Raw genomic sequence first — 16,429 nt, forward strand, 5'->3', positions numbered from 1 at the left:
GAATACGAGACAAGGTTCACTCATTACCGCCCATGCTGGGTAAATTTTAACAGTGACAACTATCCTGCCAGAGGGGGCAACCCTGAACTTGGTGATGGGCGAGGTTTGCTATTAGCACAAGTTGTCGCTAAAAGTGGCGAAACGTTCGACTTACACCTCAAAGGTGCAGGTAAAACACCGTATTCGCGCATGGGGGACGGGCGCGCCGTGATTCGTTCGACGGTTCGTGAATATTTATGTAGCGAAGCGATGGCAGGGCTTAATATCCCAACGACACGTGCGTTGGCTATGATGACCAGTGACACGCCAGTTTATCGAGAGAAGCAAGAGTGGGGCGCATTGTTGGTGCGTGCTGCTGAATCACACATTCGTTTCGGTCACTTTGAACATCTGTTTTATACCAATCAGTTGGCTGAACATAAATTGCTGGCTGATAAAGTTATCGAGTGGCACTTCCCTGAATGCCTCGATGCAGAAAAGCCATACGCCGCCATGTTCAATGAGATCGTCGATCACACCGCAGAAATGGTTGCCTTGTGGCAAGCCAATGGTTTTGCGCATGGGGTGATGAATACCGATAATATGTCGATCATCGGCCAAACCTTCGATTATGGTCCGTTTGCCTTCCTTGATGAATATGACCCAAGATTGATCTGCAATCACTCCGACTACCAAGGGCGCTATGCCTTTAATCAGCAGCCTCGAATTGGGCTGTGGAACCTATCGGCACTGGCTCACTCACTATCACCACTGATAAACAAAGCTGACTTAGAGGCAGCGTTAGATCAGTATGAGCCGCAAATGAATGGCTATTTCAGTCAGATGATGCGTCGTAAACTGGGGCTGCTTTCGAAACAACAAGGTGACAGTCGCTTGTTTGAGTCGATGTTCGAGCTGATGTCGCAGAACAAAGTGGATTACCCAAGATTTTTTAGAACGTTGTCGAACCTCGACACCTTGCCACCACAGCAAGTGATTGATTTGTTCATCGATCGCGAGGCAGCAAAATTGTGGGTCGATAACTACTTACAACGCTGCGAATTAGAAAAGAGTTCAGCGGTAGGGCGCTGTGCAGATATGAGGCAGGTAAACCCTAAATACATCCTTAGAAGCTACCTAGCCCAGCTTGCGATCGATAAGGCCGAGCGTGGCGATAGCAGCGATATTGACGCATTAATGGTGGTGTTAGCCGACCCCTATGCAGAGCATCCTGACTACGACCACCTCGCTGCTCTTCCTCCTGAGTGGGGCAAAGCCATGGAGATCAGCTGTTCGTCTTAGCTTTTATCTCGAACAAAATTGAATACTGATACGGCCTTTTTATTGGTCTATCACTGATTTTTATTTCTTATTAAAACAGAGGGATAACCAAGATATATACTTAAACAGCAATAATATTGTGATTTAACATCCACTAGCCCTGTAAAGCTGACCTAGAACAGCGTAGGATCACACTACTTTAGACTTAATACTAGGTTGCACCTCGGTGCATAAACAGAAGAATACATGAAACTAACAGCAAAACCTTCAGCGAGTAACGCTTTACTTATTTCTATTACGACACCGGACTTCAAAGGTGACGAAGCAAAAGAGTCTCTTGCCGAACTTGCTCGCTTAGTGACAACCCTAGGATTTAAAGTGGTCGGTACTCAATCGCAGCACCACAGCTCATCACAAAGACAAAACGTGTTAGGTGCTGGTAAGCTTGCGGAAATTGCACACCTAACCGGTTACCAAGGTTCGATTGAAGAAGCGGAAGATGAAGACTTCCTTGATGAATCTGGTTTGTTTGATTCAGAAATCGACGAGCTAGATTTTGATGATCTTCCAACGGGCGATTTCCAATATGGTGTCGCAGATGTTGTGGTCTTTGACTGTGATTTAAGCCCATCTCAACTGCGCACTGTTGAGGCTAGTTTGGGTGTGGAAGTCTTTGACCGTACAGGTATTATCATCGAAATCTTCAGCCGTCACGCTCGTACTCGCACTGCTCGCCTGCAAGTTGAAATCGCTCGTCTAAATTACTTAGTTCCACGACTTCGTGAAGTCGCTGAGGGCGACAAAGAGCGCCAGATGGGCCAAGGTGCGGGTGAAACCTCACTAGAGTTAGACCGTCGTAAAGTACGCGACCAAATCGCTGCGCTTAAGCGTGAGCTAGTAAGCGTACAAGATGAAATGAAGACCCGACGCACAAGGCGCGCGGAGCTTTTCACCGTTGCTCTAGTTGGCTACACCAATGCCGGTAAGTCTTCGATGATGCGTGCAATGACTGCAACCGAAGTCGTGGGTGAAGATAAACTGTTCGCAACGCTAGACACCACGGTTCGTGCGCTTCAACCAATTACTCAACCGCGTATTCTGGTTTCGGATACAGTGGGTTTTATCAAGAAATTACCACACGACCTGGTTGCTTCGTTCCACTCAACGCTAGCAGAAGCGCATGATGCTTCATTGCTTTTATATGTCGTTGATGCTTCTGACGTTTCATTCCGCGCGCAGCTTGATGTGGTACACGACGTATTAGCGCAGGTGGGTGTTGAAGGCAGCGAAAAACTATTAGTGCTGAATAAGTGTGATAGATTAACTGAAGAGCAGCAATTAGAGCTTATCGAAGAATTCCCAGATGCGATGCTAACGTCAACCCGTGATCCTCTAGATATCACGAAGCTGCATAAGTACATTGTTGGTGTTGCAGAAGAAGGCATGATCGAAGAAGAGATCACTATCCCTTATTCTGGACAAGGCATCATTGGTGAAATTCGCTCAAATATGAGTGTGGTGAATGAAGAGTACGACTATGAATGCATCAAGTTGACCGTTCGCTCAAGTGCGATTGACTTAGCGCGTTTGAAAAAGCGTATGCAAAACTCTTAATCGCCGCACAGATCTTGATATTGTTTCCTAGCAAAAGCGACCCATGTGGTCGCTTTTGTGTTTCAACATCAACATAGCTGCCAACCACCTTATACCAATCGTAGTAAATAACGGGTCACCCTAGCTGGTTAAAACGCTCGATAATCGCGATAGATGATCGATAAATGGCGGCGATCGCATTTACACCTTTTCATTTATCGTTTTGTTTTTACCGCGTCTTACTGTACCACTGGATCGCCTTTCATAGATTTTTCGGTGCGTCTTGTTTTGTCTCCGCTCCCGTCCGGATCGAGTTTCTACTTGATAATGATCATCTATTAGCACCGTTTCGACAATCACAGGAATAGTGGTTTTCTCATTCATATGCAACTTATCCTTTAGCTTGATAGATGAATTATGGAAGAGGAACTTCCCCTCTGCCAGTTTCACTCGATACTCCAATCAAGCGGCTGTCGAGTGTTTAGCTCTACTTGGGCTGAGTGAGAGGATGAGTGTAGGGCGTCGAACCGCTCGTTTATCACTCAAATTATCGGTGGTTTGTGCTGAAAATAGAGCATCAACAGAAAGAGATAGGTTAAGGTTTTGTAATGGAGATTGTTTAAAAAGTTATCGAGTCTGTGGGGTAAAACAAGAGCAAGATCTCTTTTTCAGGTTTTTAGAAAAAAAAGCCCTCGATTCCCTTGAAAAAGTCGCTATTGTCCCCATTTCTGTTGTGCTAAGTGATGTTCTGATCGTTTTTATCATTTAGTTGGACGAATTTAGAGCATTCATCATCAAGCAGAGGTGAACGTCTCGACAGAGATTAAACAGATCGCTAGAATGTCGCGTCTAAAATTTCTGTCCTGAGGCTAATAGGAGATACCTTTCTTGTTTTAGATAACAGGCTTTACTGCTTTTTATAAGTGCGTGAGAACGTTGAATATGCATGTAAAGAACGAAGATATCGCTGATTAGTCTGGTGTTTGATTGAATCATCAATTCAGACATCAATGCTCGATTTTAAATTAGGTGTTCGGATAGAGCACTACACAAGGATGCAGCCAATAACGTCGGCTTTTGAATGAAAGCTAAGTTACGGCTCATATGCTCATATTACTGAGCCAGTTTTGAGGTTTATATAATGCAAGTTACTGTTGAAACGCTAGAAGGCCTAGAGCGCCGTCTTAATATTACTGTTCCTGCTGCTAACATCGAAGATGCAGTTACAGCTGAACTACGCAACATCGCGAAAAACCGTCGTTTCGATGGTTTCCGCAAAGGCAAAGTGCCAATGAAGATGGTTGCTAAAATGTACGGCAAAGCAGTACGTCAAGACGTGTTGGGCGAAGTAATGCAACGTCACTTCATCGAAGCGATCGTTAAAGAGAAAATCAACCCAGCTGGCGCACCGACTTTCGCACCAGTTGAAAACAACGAAGGCGCTGATCTAGTATTCAACGCAACTTTTGAGGTTTACCCAGAAGTTGAACTGAAAGGCCTAGAAAACATCACTGTTGAAAAGCCAGCAGTAGAAGTAAAAGAAGCTGACGTTGAAGAGATGATCGAAACGCTACGTAAGCAACAAGCAACTTGGACTGAAGTTGAAGCTGCTGCTGACGCGAACTCTCGTGCAACTATCGACTTCGTTGGTTCTATCGACGGTGAAGAGTTTGAAGGCGGTAAAGCTGAGAACTTCCCACTAGAGATGGGCGCTGGTCGTATGATCCCTGGTTTTGAAGACGGTATCGTTGGTAAAACAGCCGGTATGGAATTCGAAATCGACGTAAACTTCCCAGAAGATTACCACGCTGAAAACCTAAAAGGTAAAGCAGCTAAGTTCTCTATCAAGCTGAACAAAGTTGAAGCTCGTGAACTTCCTGAACTGAACGAAGAGTTCGTTGCTAAATTCGGCGCGACTAACGGTGTTGAAGGTCTTAAAGCTGAAGTTCATAAGAACATGGAGCGTGAGCTTAAGCAAGCTGTTAAGAACCGTATCAAAGAGCAAGCTATCGATGGCCTAGTTAACGAAAACGACATCGATGTACCTTCTGCTCTAATCGATCAAGAGATCGGTGTTCTACGTCAACAAGCTGCTCAACGTTTCGGTGGCAACACTGAAGCTGCTGACCAACTTCCACGTGAGCTGTTCGAAGAGCAAGCAAAACGTCGCGTAGTTGTAGGTCTTCTTCTTGGTGAAGTAATCAAGACTGAAGAGCTAAAAGCGGACGACGAGAAAGTGAAAGCTATCATCGAAGAGATGGCGACTGCATACGAAGATCCAACGGAAGTTATTGCTTACTACGAGCAAAACGAGCAAATGATGAACAACATGCGCAACGTTGCTCTAGAAGAGCAAGCTATTGATGCAATCATCGCTAAAGCTCAAGTTTCTGATAAAGAAGTTAGCTTCGGCGAGCTAATGAATCAGCAACCTGCTTAATATAGTAATATCTGACGTAGAAGGTTGACGTACGGTCAACAATTCTGCTAACAATGGTCCGTATGAGTTAATCATTCGGGCCATTTATTTTAGGGACATAAGAATATGAGCTACCAAGAAAAAAATACAATGCCATCGATTATGGACGCGCTAGTACCTATGGTGGTTGAACAGACTTCCCGTGGTGAACGTTCTTACGATATTTACTCTCGTCTATTAAAAGAACGCATTATTTTCTTAACCGGTCAAGTGGAAGACCACATGGCAAACCTTGTCGTGGCTCAACTGCTTTTCTTGGAATCAGAAAACCCAGATAAGGATATCTATCTTTACATCAACTCTCCGGGCGGTAGTGTAACAGCAGGCATGTCTATCTACGACACAATGCAGTTCATCAAGCCAAACGTGAGCACGGTATGTATGGGGCAGGCTTGCTCTATGGGGGCATTCTTACTAGCGGGTGGTACTCCTGGTAAGCGTCATGTGCTTCCAAACTCACGTGTCATGATTCACCAGCCACTTGGCGGCTTCCAAGGTCAAGCGTCTGATATTCAAATTCATGCACAAGAGATCTTAACGATCAAACAAAAGCTAAACAAACTATTGGCAGAGCACACAGGTCAGCCTCTAGAGGTTGTTGAGCGTGATACCGATCGTGATAATTTCATGTCTGCTGATCAAGCAGTAGAATACGGTTTGGTGGATTCAGTTCTTAATCATCGCGGCCAATAACTGCACGGCAATTGTTTAACGCAAATTGATTCAAATTGATATACACTCAAACATAGAGAGTAAAGGCTAAGAGGTTAGCGAATGACAGATAAAAGCAAAGAGGGTGGTAGCGGTAAACTGCTTTACTGCTCTTTCTGTGGCAAAAGCCAACACGAAGTTCGCAAGTTAATCGCAGGTCCTTCTGTTTACATTTGTGATGAATGTGTCGATCTTTGTAACGACATTATTCGTGAAGAAATTAAAGATGTTCTTCCTAAGAAAGAGTCTGAATCGCTGCCAACGCCGCGTGAGATTCGTGAGCATCTTGACGACTATGTAATCGGTCAAGAATACGCGAAAAAAGTGCTAGCAGTTGCAGTATATAACCACTACAAGCGTTTACGTAATGGTGATACGACAGCGGAAGGCGTAGAGCTAGGTAAGAGTAACATTCTTCTTATCGGTCCTACTGGTAGTGGTAAAACACTATTGGCTGAAACACTGGCTCGTTTCCTAGACGTTCCTTTCACAATGGCAGACGCAACAACACTAACCGAAGCGGGTTACGTGGGCGAAGATGTTGAAAACATCATTCAGAAGTTGCTTCAAAAATGTGATTACGACGTAGCGAAAGCGGAACGCGGCATTGTTTATATCGATGAAATCGACAAGATTTCTCGCAAAGCTGAAAACCCATCAATCACGCGTGACGTGTCTGGTGAAGGTGTACAGCAAGCTCTACTAAAACTTGTTGAAGGTACGGTTGCTTCAGTTCCACCACAAGGTGGTCGTAAGCATCCACAGCAAGAGTTCTTGCAAGTGGACACGTCTAAGATCCTATTTATCTGTGGTGGTGCGTTTGCAGGCCTAGATAAAGTGATTGAACAGCGTGTAGAAACAGGTTCAGGTATCGGCTTTGGCGCAGAAGTGCGTTCAAAAGACGAAACCAAAACTATCGGTGAACTGTTCACTCAAGTAGAACCTGAAGATCTAGTGAAGTATGGTCTGATTCCAGAATTCATTGGTCGTCTACCTGTGACCACAACATTGACAGAGCTTGATGAAGAAGCGCTAATCCAAATCCTATGTGAGCCAAAGAATGCACTGACAAAACAGTACGCAGCATTATTTGAGCTTGAGGATACAGAGTTAGAATTCCGTGAAGACGCTTTACGTGCCATAGCTAAGAAAGCAATGAATCGTAAAACAGGTGCTCGTGGTCTACGCTCTATTTTGGAGGGTGTTCTACTAGAAACTATGTATGAACTGCCATCTTCAGCTGATGTAAGCAAGGTTGTGATTGACGAGTCAGTCATTAATGGTGAGTCAGAACCACTGTTAATTTACAGTAGCTCAGATAACCAAGCAGCTGTTGCAGAGTAGGTCTTTTTCAGACAAGCCACTCAAATTGAAAAAGGAGGTAAGCAATTACCTCCTTTTTTTTATTCTTCCATTGAATCCAGTCGTTTAAGCCCCATATACTGCTTTATAAGTTAAAGCGGAAGAGAGAAATATATGAACTTGGAACGTTCCGAGCGTATCGAAATCCCCGTGCTACCTCTACGTGATGTAGTGGTTTACCCACACATGGTTATTCCATTGTTTGTCGGTCGTGAAAAATCGATTACATGCCTTGAATCGGCAATGGAAGCTAACAAACAAGTCCTACTTGTAGCGCAGAAAGAAGCGGACACTGATGAGCCTTCAATCGACGACCTATTTGACGTAGGTACAGTCGCTACTATTCTTCAGTTATTAAAGCTCCCTGATGGTACGGTTAAAGTACTTGTCGAAGGTCAACAGCGTGCGAAAATACACCAATTCAAAGAAAGTGAATTATTCTTAGCGGATGCCGAATACGTTGTTACCTCAGAACTTGACGAAAAAGAACAAGAAGTGGTTGTTCGCAGCGCGATCAATCAATTTGAAGGTTTTATTAAGCTAAACAAAAAGATTCCACCAGAGGTGCTAACGTCTCTGAACGGTATTGATGAGGCCGCTCGCCTTGCTGATACTATTGCTGCGCATATGCCACTTAAACTGGTAGACAAGCAGCACGTTTTAGAAATTTTAGATGTCACTGAACGTCTGGAATTCTTGATGGGTCAAATGGAGTCAGAAATTGACATCCTGCAAGTTGAAAAACGCATCCGTGGCCGCGTTAAGAAACAGATGGAAAAATCTCAGCGCGAGTACTACCTGAATGAGCAAATGAAAGCGATTCAGAAAGAACTTGGCGAGATGGATGACGCGCCTGATGAATTCGAGACTCTGAAGAAGAAGATCGAAGATTCTAAGATGCCTCAAGAAGCTCGTGAGAAAACTGAGCAAGAACTGCAAAAACTGAAAATGATGTCGCCAATGTCTGCTGAAGCAACAGTCGTCCGTAGCTACATTGATTGGATGGTTGGTGTTCCTTGGGCGAAGCGTTCAAAAGTTAAAAAGAATTTAGCCAAAGCGGAAGAGATCTTAAACGAAGATCACTACGGCTTAGAGCGTGTGAAAGAACGTATTCTTGAGTACTTGGCAGTACAAAACCGTATCAATAAGCTAAAAGGTCCAATCCTGTGTCTTGTTGGTCCTCCTGGTGTCGGTAAAACCTCATTAGGTCGTTCGATTGCAGCGGCAACGGGCCGTAAGTACACGCGTATGGCGCTAGGCGGCGTTCGTGATGAAGCTGAGATTCGTGGTCACCGTCGTACGTACATCGGTTCACTTCCGGGTAAATTGATCCAGAAGATGTCTAAAGTTGGCGTTAAGAACCCACTGTTTCTACTAGATGAAATCGATAAGATGTCTTCTGATATGCGTGGCGACCCATCTTCAGCGCTGCTAGAAGTACTCGATCCTGAGCAAAACAATGCATTTAACGATCACTACTTAGAAGTCGATTACGATCTGTCTGATGTGATGTTCGTAGCAACGTCTAACTCAATGGACATTCCAGGCCCGCTACTGGACCGTATGGAAGTGATTCGCCTCTCGGGTTACACAGAAGATGAAAAACTGAACATTGCTAAGAGCCATTTATTGGACAAGCAAGTTCAACGCAACGGTCTTAAGCCTCATGAAATTGAGATTGAAGACTCTGCGATTATCGGCATCATTCGTTACTACACGCGTGAAGCGGGTGTACGTAGTCTAGAGCGTGAAATCTCAAAGATCTGTCGCAAAGCGGTGAAGAACATCTTGCTCGACAGCGATCTTAAGTCGGTAACGGTTAACATTGATAACCTGAAAGAGTACTTAGGCGTTCAACGTCATGATTTCGGTAAAGCGGATGAAAGCAACCGTATTGGTCAAGTGACCGGTCTTGCATGGACTCAAGTGGGTGGCGATCTACTGACTATCGAGACAGAATCGATGCCGGGTAAAGGCAAGCTCACGCAAACGGGTTCACTTGGTGATGTGATGAAAGAGTCAATCCAAGCCGCTATGACCGTAGTTCGATCTCGCGCTGAAAAGCTGGGTATCAACTCAGATTTTTACGAAGAGCGCGATATTCACGTGCACGTACCAGAAGGCGCGACACCGAAAGATGGCCCGAGTGCAGGTATCGCAATGTGTACTGCACTTGTCTCTAGCTTGACGGGTAACCCTGTGAAAGCTGAAGTGGGTATGACAGGTGAGATCACCCTACGTGGTGAAGTTTTACCTATCGGTGGTCTGAAAGAGAAACTGCTGGCCGCACACCGTGGCGGTATCAAAACGGTTCTTATCCCAAAAGACAATGAACGAGACTTGGAAGAGATCCCGGATAATGTGATTGCTGACTTGCAAGTTATCCCTGTCCAGTGGATTGATGAAGTGCTGAAAGTTGCTCTAGAACGAGATCCGTCAGGGATCGAGTTTGACGCGAAAAAATAGTGATGCGTAGCAAAAATAAGTAAAGAATTGCGCTGATAGGCTCGAAAAGGCTTGTCAGCGTTTTTTTTGGACGCTAAGTTACTCAACTAAAGCGGCAACCCCTTTTGCAATAAGGCTTGCGGCTAAATTAAAACCAAAATGGATCGTACCGTCATCGAGAAATAGTCACAGATGACACATAGGGGAAAAACAGTGAATAAAACACAACTAGTAGAATCAATCGCAGAAAACGCAGACCTATCTAAAGCTTCAGCTGGTCGCGCTCTAGACGCTTTCATCGAAGCAGTTGGCACAACGCTACAATCAGGCGATCAAGTTGCACTTGTTGGCTTTGGTACTTTCAGTGTTCGTACTCGTGCTGCTCGTACAGGTCGTAATCCAAAGACTGGTGAAGAGATTCAAATCGAAGAAGCTAAAGTACCGGGCTTCAAAGCGGGTAAAGCACTGAAAGATTCATGTAACTAATTTTGTTGCTGAAACCTCGAACCTTAAGAGGGGAAGGCTGCAAAATACGTTTACTGTTTGAAAGAAGATGTTTCATTCTAAAACAGTATATGTGCAAGGCACATTGAACTTATTTAAATTATGCGCATCCTACTGATGCGCATTTCTTTTTCTGATAATATCGCGTGAATAGATTTTATTTTGAAGCCAATGCTTCATATCCGGAGAGCACTTAAATTATGATGGATCGATTACGCGAAGGCGTGAATAGCATCGCGGTAAAAATTATCCTTGGGTTGATTATCCTGTCATTCGTATTCGCAGGTGTCGGCAGCTACGTTACTGGTGGCGGCAACAACGCAGCAGCTAAAGTTGGCAATACAGAAATTGCTCGTGGTGAGTTTGAACAGGCTTACCAAAATGAACGTAACCGCATGCAATCTCAGCTAGGTGACTACTTCGCTCAAATGCTTGCAGACCCTGCATACGTAGAGTCTTTCCGTAAATCCGTTCTTGATCGCATGATCAATGATGTTTTACTTGAGCAGCAAGCGGAGTCTCTGGGCTTACGAGTTAGTGATGCTCAGATTCGCACCATGATTTTGGAAATGCCTCAGTTCCAAACTGCGGGCCAATTCGACCAAGAGGTTTACCAATCAGTACTGCGTCGTGCAGGTTTCAGCGCAGAGAGCTTCGCTGAATACATGCGTCGCGACTTAATGCGTAACCAGCTTGTCACTGCGCTTCAAGGCAGTGAATTTGTCCTTCAAGGCGAAATTGATACGCAAAGCAAGCTTATTGCTCAAACTCGTGATATTCGCACAGTGACGTTGTCTGTTGGTGACCTAGCGAAAGGCATCGAGTTAACTGACGAGCAAATCGAGCAGTATTACCAAGAAAACCCAGCCGCTTACACTCGTCCAGAGCAAGCGAAGGTGTCTTACATTGAGCTTTCTGCTGAAGCGCTTAAGTCTCAGCTTGAAGTTAGCGATGAAGAAGCACAACAATACTACCAAGAGCACCTAGACAAGTACTCAACAGAAGAGCAGCGTAAAGTTAGCCACATCCTAGTTCAAGGTGATGACGAAGCGAAAGCTCAGTCAATCCTAGACGAGCTAAATGCAGGCGCTGATTTTGCTACGTTAGCGGAAGAGAAATCTGACGACTTCGGCAGTGCAGATATGGGCGGTGATCTAGGTTGGATTGAACGTGATGTTATGGATCCAGCATTCGAAGAAGCGGCTTTTGCACTTGAGAATATTGGTGATACAACGGGTTTAGTTAAGTCTGATTTTGGCTACCACATCATCAAGCTAGACGAACTAAAAGCGTCTCAATCTCAGCTTTATACAGAAGTAGCAGCTGAAATTAAACAAGAACTGCTAGACCAGCATGCGGTCAACCAGTTCTACGAGATGCAAACTGAGCTCGAAAAAGTCGCGTTTGAGTTCCCAGACTCTCTAGACGATTCAGCAGAAGCTATTAACGCCAAGATCACTACAACCGATTTCATCTCGCAAGTTGACGCTCCAGAAGTTCTGATGACGCCTGCTGTTATGCAAGCTATCTTGAGCCCTGAAGTAAAAGAAGACGGTCTGAACTCTGAAGTGATTGAAGTCGCTCCTGAGCACGTGATTGTTGTTCGTGTCGAAGAGACGCGTGACGAGACCATCCTTCCTCTTGCTGAAGTGAAAGACCAAGTTGTGACTGCATTGTCAGCGTTACAAGCAGAGCAACAAGCGATTGAGTTAGGTGTTTCTCTCGTTAATGAACTTGAGCAAGGCAACGAAGCAGTATTATCGGACAACAACCTTGAGTTCACTGATCTGGAAACCATTGACCGCAACTCGCCATTAGCGGCTTCTGTATTTGCTTTTGCGAAACCAGAACAAGGTCAAGCCGTCTTTGGTCAAGCTAAAGACCAAGATGGTAACATCGTTATTGTTGAGCTTTCTAAAGTAACGGCTGAAATCAACCCAGCTTACAGCACTCAAATCGGTGAGCAGCTAGAGCGAGTGGGTAATCAGCAAGATCTGACTAACGTATTAAACGTGTTACGTAAAAATGCAGACGTTGAATACTACGTAGTGGGTCAAGGTCAGTAAGCGTTTGATTCGCTCAGTGGTCAGTTCGAATGAGAAGCTTACTGCTGAGGATCAAGCTGCGATGGTTGGCTCTAAATTCAGATTTGTGAGCCAACAAACAAGCTGATGAAAATGATATGTATAACAAAGCGGGTCACTTAGGTGGCCCGCTTTATTTTTGTCGGGTCATCGTGTTTTTCGCCGCTGAAAATGCATAAATTAACTTTTTTGAACAAAGGAGCAGTTTATGCGCACGATATATTCAACATTACTTATTTCACTTTGTATAACGTTAAACTTACCAGCGTTTGCAGATAGCCCTACCAAGGCTGAACTCTATGATGGTATTGAGGTTACGGTAAACATAAACACCGCAACCGCTGAGGAGCTATCAGCGCTGTTGGTTGGCATAGGAGAGAAAAAAGCCCAAGAGATCGTTGATTACCGAGATCAGAACGGCGTGTTTACTACCGTTGATGGCTTGGTGAATGTGAAAGGGATTGGTGAAGCTACCGTTGAAAAGAACCGCGAAAGAATTCAACTGTGATCGGCGGTTTATTGATTGAGTGTTTTACTTATCAATGACTTGATTAACCGAATATTTTATTAAACGGTTTCTTTATTAATCCATTGCTTTATGCATTCGAAATAGAAAGATAGCCATGAAGCCTCCAGTCAGGGTACCGACTAGGTGGGCTTCAATCGCAACCTTAGCATCAATCAATTCGCTTGTTGAGATAGAGGGGCCAATAAGCTGCTCCCAAGCGATCTTAGCGACTAATCCCAACACTAACAGGCAACTCGCTTTTCTGCCGCTTAAAGCCTCTCCGAGCGCAAATAAGCTAAACAATCCGTGTAAGGTGCCAGATAGGCCGACATAGATCTGAATGCTCGAAAACAACAGCGCTAGCCCAGTAATGAAACTAATCACAAGCAAAGCAACAGCAAGCGGTTTTTTGCTCGGTTGAAACAAATAGCTGATGATCCACAAGCCTGCTAGATTCATCAGAAGGTGCGAGTAGTTGGTATGTGAAAAGTTTCCTGTTAGGATCCGCCACCATTGCCCATCGGCTATCGTATTTTTATCCCAAACGACCCAAGCCTGGATCGGCTCCAGTTGGAATAAAATGCATAAAAGTGAAGTGAAAATTAAAACAGGGTACACATTACATCCATGTCTCGTTATTGCCCCCAATGCCGTAAGGCTTTGAAAGCTTGTATTTGTCAGTGGCTTACGCCACTAAAATCGAACGTTGAGCTTATCATTCTTCAGCATCCATCAGAAGAGCATCGCCCGATGGGAACTGCGCGTATTCTCTCGCTATCCCTCAACAATAGTGTCACCATTGTCGGAGAAGACTTTTCAGACAATGCACAACTGAACGCATTGCTTGCTGATGAGCAGTATCAACATGCGATTTTATACCCAAGTGAAAACTCTGTTTCAGTTGAGTCTGCGACATGTCCTAATAAGAAGCTGCGTGTGATTTTATTGGATGGCACGTGGAAGAAAGCATTCAAGATGTGGCAAGTATCGAGTAACTTACATACGTTGAACACGGTTCATTTGCCTAAAGACCTTAAAGGCAACTATCGAATCCGTAAAGCGCCCAGTGAAAACAGCCTTTCAACGGTTGAAGCCGGTTATCACTTACTGAGCTTGCTTGAGCGTGACCGTGATTTTAGCCCGTTACTCACGGCATTTGATCAAATGATTCAGTTTCAGATCAACCAAATGCCGCCGGGTGTGTTCGAGAAAAACTACCTCGATTAATGTGTCTTAGTACAAGGTTCCGGTCGCTAAAACCCTGTATGAGCCGAGAACAATTGCTGGTGCATTTTTTGTGCAAGATCGTCGGTCATCGAGGATATGTGGTCGGCGATTACACGCATCTTTCTTGATTCATCTTGATGCAGTAGCCATTGCTTCTTAATTTGCAGTGGCAATAAGCGTTCAGGATCAGCACTGAATGCTTCGAACATATCCATGATGATCTGCTGACCCTTGTATTCGATGACTTGAACTTGAGGTACCTGAATCACAAATTCGCTAACAAAGTGTTTCAGCTTGTTGAGAGTCGCGTCCATGCTCGGTTCGAGAAATGCATTATAAGCGAGCAATACGCTCTCAAATTCGGCATCGACCCGTTTAATTGAAATACTGGTGAGCAGCGCATTCACTATCCCACCTATGGCGTCTTTTCTACGATATTGTTCGCCAGAGAAAAGCATCTTAGTAATTGAATCCAAATGTTTAGCAATCCAAGGGCCTGCCACGCCTTTAAGCTGCGGATAAGCCGAGTCGAGCCACTGCGTTTTGGTGACAGAGCCCAGCACAATCGCATCTTCTAAATCGTGTACGCCATAGGCGATGTCATCGGCAAGCTCCATGATGGAGCAGTCGAGTGACTTGTATTTGGTTTTGTTGTGCTCACGTGGCTCGGTGTGCGTTTTTCTTTTCTGTTTTAGACCTTGTTGGTCGTTGTTTGACAGCGGCTCAAGTACCCAATTAAACAACTCTTCGTCGTGGTCATAGATACCTTTAGCTGGCATCCAATCCTTGGCGCGCAGTTGTCGTTGATGCTTAACGGGCTCTGATTGAGACTGTGCTTGAACTTCGCTCAATAGAGAAGGGTACTTAATCAGACCTAACAGTGTACGTCGCGATAGGTTCATCCCGTGATGTTCAGTGTAGGGTTCGAGTTGCGTGACAATGCGAAATGTTTGGGCGTTGCCTTCAAAGCCGCCATGGTCACGCATCATGTAGTTGAGTGCGACTTCGCCGCCATGTCCATAAGGTGGGTGACCGATGTCGTGAGCTAAACACAGGGAGTCAATCAAACTGTCTGATGGTAATAGGCTGCGAAACTCAGCCTGCTTTTTCTTTAATTGGGCGACAATGCCGGTACCAAGTTGCGCGGCTTCTAATGAATGAGTCAGGCGTGTGCGGTGAAAGTCATTGACCGTGGTGCCATGAATCTGGGTTTTGGCTTGTAGGCGGCGAAAGGCAGCAGAGTGAAGTACACGCGCTCGATCGCGTTGATACGGGCTGCGATGATCGTCGCGTCGAATCTTATGCTCATCGTCATTTCGATGTTGCCATTTTTGTTCTAATTCAAATGGTGGTTCGAGTGGAGAAGTCAAAATAGCACCTATCAATTTGATTTGCTTATTACACTCAAGTTATACCTAGCTAGCTTATCTCGTCTAGTGATAATTCAAAGCTAGGTGCAAAGGTGATGAGAAAATAGTCCATTTCTGGGCTTTTTCGTTGTGCGAGTGTCTCTTCCAATCGGCGTTTCGCTTGTTCATATTCATGGTTACCGGCACTGAGTTCTTCTAAGCACTTTAAGTAGGCGCAGATGGTATCCGCTTGTTTGACAATACTTTGCTCTTCTTGGCTTGCCGTACCAGAGATTAAAAATGGGGCGAAGTCATCTTGGAACTCTTCTGGCAGCATTGAGAGAAGCCTTTGCTCGGCTGCGGCTTCAATCTTTTTATACTCTTGTGCGATGTCTGGATTGTAGTATTTGACTGGAGTGGGTAAATCTCCCGTTAACACTTCGCTGGTGTCATGGTACATACCCAGCAGAGCAATGTGCTCAGGGTTGAGTTTGCCAGCGAACTTCTTGTTTTTGATCAGCGCCAAGGCGTGTGCCACAAAAGCGACTTGAAGGCTATGTTCTGAAATATTCTCGCTGGATATTGAACGCATTAGCGGCCAACGCTGGATGAGTTTCATACGGGCAAGATGGGCAAAGAAATGGCTCTGTTTCATAGTTGTCCTTTTAATACCAATCGTAGTAAATAATTAATCATCCTAGCTTGTAAAAAAACTCGATAACTTTGTTAGAATTTTTGATTGCAGAATAACTACTTATCGAAACTGCTTGTCGCAAAGGGCAGCCTTGTTCTCAAGCTTTTTCCTGTGCTATTTCTGGTCACTTACTCACTGTGATTGGTATAAACAATGCTCCACTCGTATCTTGTGTTCACACAGGCATACGATACAAAATAGGCTCCCAAATAG

14 protein-coding genes are annotated in these 16,429 nt (G+C 44.7%); 11 read left to right on the forward strand and 3 right to left on the reverse strand.

What is annotated here, in order from left to right; all coding sequences use genetic code 11:
• The 10 genes from Q1A70_RS10595 to Q1A70_RS10640 all read left to right on the forward strand — a co-directional run.
• Positions 1–1,281 (forward strand): protein adenylyltransferase SelO (locus Q1A70_RS10595; protein ID WP_299690609.1); only part of this gene is annotated, 1,281 nt, incomplete at its 5' end.
• 225 nt (positions 1,282–1,506) lie between these two features.
• Positions 1,507–2,874, forward strand: a complete 1,368-nt coding sequence (hflX, locus tag Q1A70_RS10600) for a GTPase HflX (RefSeq protein ID WP_299690606.1) — start codon at positions 1,507–1,509, stop codon at positions 2,872–2,874.
• Between the two features lie 487 nt (positions 2,875–3,361).
• Positions 3,362–3,622 carry a hypothetical protein gene (locus Q1A70_RS10605; RefSeq protein WP_299690612.1) on the forward strand — a complete coding sequence of 87 codons (261 nt, stop codon included), beginning with the start codon at positions 3,362–3,364 and terminating at the stop codon, positions 3,620–3,622.
• A gap of 372 nt (positions 3,623–3,994) precedes the next feature.
• A complete protein-coding gene (gene tig, locus Q1A70_RS10610) occupies positions 3,995–5,293 on the forward strand; it encodes a trigger factor (RefSeq protein ID WP_299690603.1) in 1,299 nt (432 codons plus the stop codon).
• Between the two features lie 105 nt (positions 5,294–5,398).
• On the forward strand, positions 5,399–6,025 hold the full coding sequence (gene clpP, locus Q1A70_RS10615; RefSeq protein WP_004736080.1) for an ATP-dependent Clp endopeptidase proteolytic subunit ClpP: 627 nt from the start codon (positions 5,399–5,401) through the stop codon (positions 6,023–6,025).
• An 81-nt stretch (positions 6,026–6,106) separates the two neighbouring features.
• Complete coding sequence (gene clpX / locus Q1A70_RS10620; protein WP_299690599.1) at positions 6,107–7,387, forward strand: ATP-dependent protease ATP-binding subunit ClpX; 1,281 nt, start codon at positions 6,107–6,109, stop codon at positions 7,385–7,387.
• A 132-nt stretch (positions 7,388–7,519) separates the two neighbouring features.
• The gene (gene lon, locus Q1A70_RS10625) at positions 7,520–9,871 is read left to right on the forward strand and encodes an endopeptidase La (RefSeq protein WP_299690596.1); all 2,352 of its coding nucleotides are present in this window, start codon (positions 7,520–7,522) and stop codon (positions 9,869–9,871) included.
• A gap of 171 nt (positions 9,872–10,042) precedes the next feature.
• Positions 10,043–10,336, forward strand: coding sequence for an HU family DNA-binding protein (locus Q1A70_RS10630; RefSeq protein WP_299690593.1), 294 nt, complete (start codon positions 10,043–10,045; stop codon positions 10,334–10,336).
• A 218-nt stretch (positions 10,337–10,554) separates the two neighbouring features.
• Positions 10,555–12,420 (forward strand): peptidylprolyl isomerase, encoded by a 1,866-nt coding sequence (ppiD, locus tag Q1A70_RS10635; protein WP_299690590.1) that lies wholly within the window; start codon positions 10,555–10,557, stop codon positions 12,418–12,420.
• Between the two features lie 226 nt (positions 12,421–12,646).
• Entirely contained in the window at positions 12,647–12,946 is a 300-nt protein-coding gene (locus tag Q1A70_RS10640) for a ComEA family DNA-binding protein (RefSeq protein ID WP_299690587.1), read from the forward strand.
• 75 nt (positions 12,947–13,021) lie between these two features.
• Here Q1A70_RS10640 and rrtA read toward each other — a convergent pair whose 3' ends face one another.
• Positions 13,022–13,564: a rhombosortase gene (gene rrtA, locus Q1A70_RS10645; protein WP_299690584.1), complete on the reverse strand. Its 543-nt coding sequence runs from the start codon at positions 13,562–13,564 to the stop codon at positions 13,022–13,024.
• Between the two features lie 9 nt (positions 13,565–13,573).
• Here rrtA and Q1A70_RS10650 point away from each other — a divergent pair, with 9 nt between their 5' ends.
• Complete coding sequence (locus Q1A70_RS10650; RefSeq protein WP_299690581.1) at positions 13,574–14,173, forward strand: tRNA-uridine aminocarboxypropyltransferase; 600 nt, start codon at positions 13,574–13,576, stop codon at positions 14,171–14,173.
• A gap of 26 nt (positions 14,174–14,199) precedes the next feature.
• Here Q1A70_RS10650 and Q1A70_RS10655 read toward each other — a convergent pair whose 3' ends face one another.
• A complete protein-coding gene (locus Q1A70_RS10655) occupies positions 14,200–15,543 on the reverse strand; it encodes an anti-phage deoxyguanosine triphosphatase (RefSeq protein WP_299690578.1) in 1,344 nt (447 codons plus the stop codon).
• Between the two features lie 49 nt (positions 15,544–15,592).
• Positions 15,593–16,177: a 5'-deoxynucleotidase gene (yfbR, locus tag Q1A70_RS10660; protein ID WP_299690575.1), complete on the reverse strand. Its 585-nt coding sequence runs from the start codon at positions 16,175–16,177 to the stop codon at positions 15,593–15,595.
• Positions 16,178–16,429: the final 252 nt, after the last annotated feature.

Source organism: uncultured Vibrio sp. (assembly GCF_947488985.1).
Classification (GTDB): Bacteria; Pseudomonadota; Gammaproteobacteria; order Enterobacterales; family Vibrionaceae; genus Vibrio.

Bases quoted from the DNA above. Each gene is read 5' to 3' on its own strand.
- Q1A70_RS10640 (WP_299690587.1), top strand. From the start codon at position 12,647: ATGCGCACGATATATTCAACATTACTTATTTCACTTTGTATAACGTTA.
- hflX (WP_299690606.1), top strand. From the start codon at position 1,507: ATGAAACTAACAGCAAAACCTTCAGCGAGTAACGCTTTACTTATTTCT.
- yfbR (WP_299690575.1), bottom strand. From the start codon at position 16,177: ATGAAACAGAGCCATTTCTTTGCCCATCTTGCCCGTATGAAACTCATC.
- Q1A70_RS10605 (WP_299690612.1), top strand. From the start codon at position 3,362: ATGAGTGTAGGGCGTCGAACCGCTCGTTTATCACTCAAATTATCGGTG.
- Q1A70_RS10630 (WP_299690593.1), top strand. From the start codon at position 10,043: ATGACACATAGGGGAAAAACAGTGAATAAAACACAACTAGTAGAATCA.
- clpP (WP_004736080.1), top strand. From the start codon at position 5,399: ATGAGCTACCAAGAAAAAAATACAATGCCATCGATTATGGACGCGCTA.
- Q1A70_RS10650 (WP_299690581.1), top strand. From the start codon at position 13,574: ATGTCTCGTTATTGCCCCCAATGCCGTAAGGCTTTGAAAGCTTGTATT.
- clpX (WP_299690599.1), top strand. From the start codon at position 6,107: ATGACAGATAAAAGCAAAGAGGGTGGTAGCGGTAAACTGCTTTACTGC.
- tig (WP_299690603.1), top strand. From the start codon at position 3,995: ATGCAAGTTACTGTTGAAACGCTAGAAGGCCTAGAGCGCCGTCTTAAT.
- ppiD (WP_299690590.1), top strand. From the start codon at position 10,555: ATGATGGATCGATTACGCGAAGGCGTGAATAGCATCGCGGTAAAAATT.
- lon (WP_299690596.1), top strand. From the start codon at position 7,520: ATGAACTTGGAACGTTCCGAGCGTATCGAAATCCCCGTGCTACCTCTA.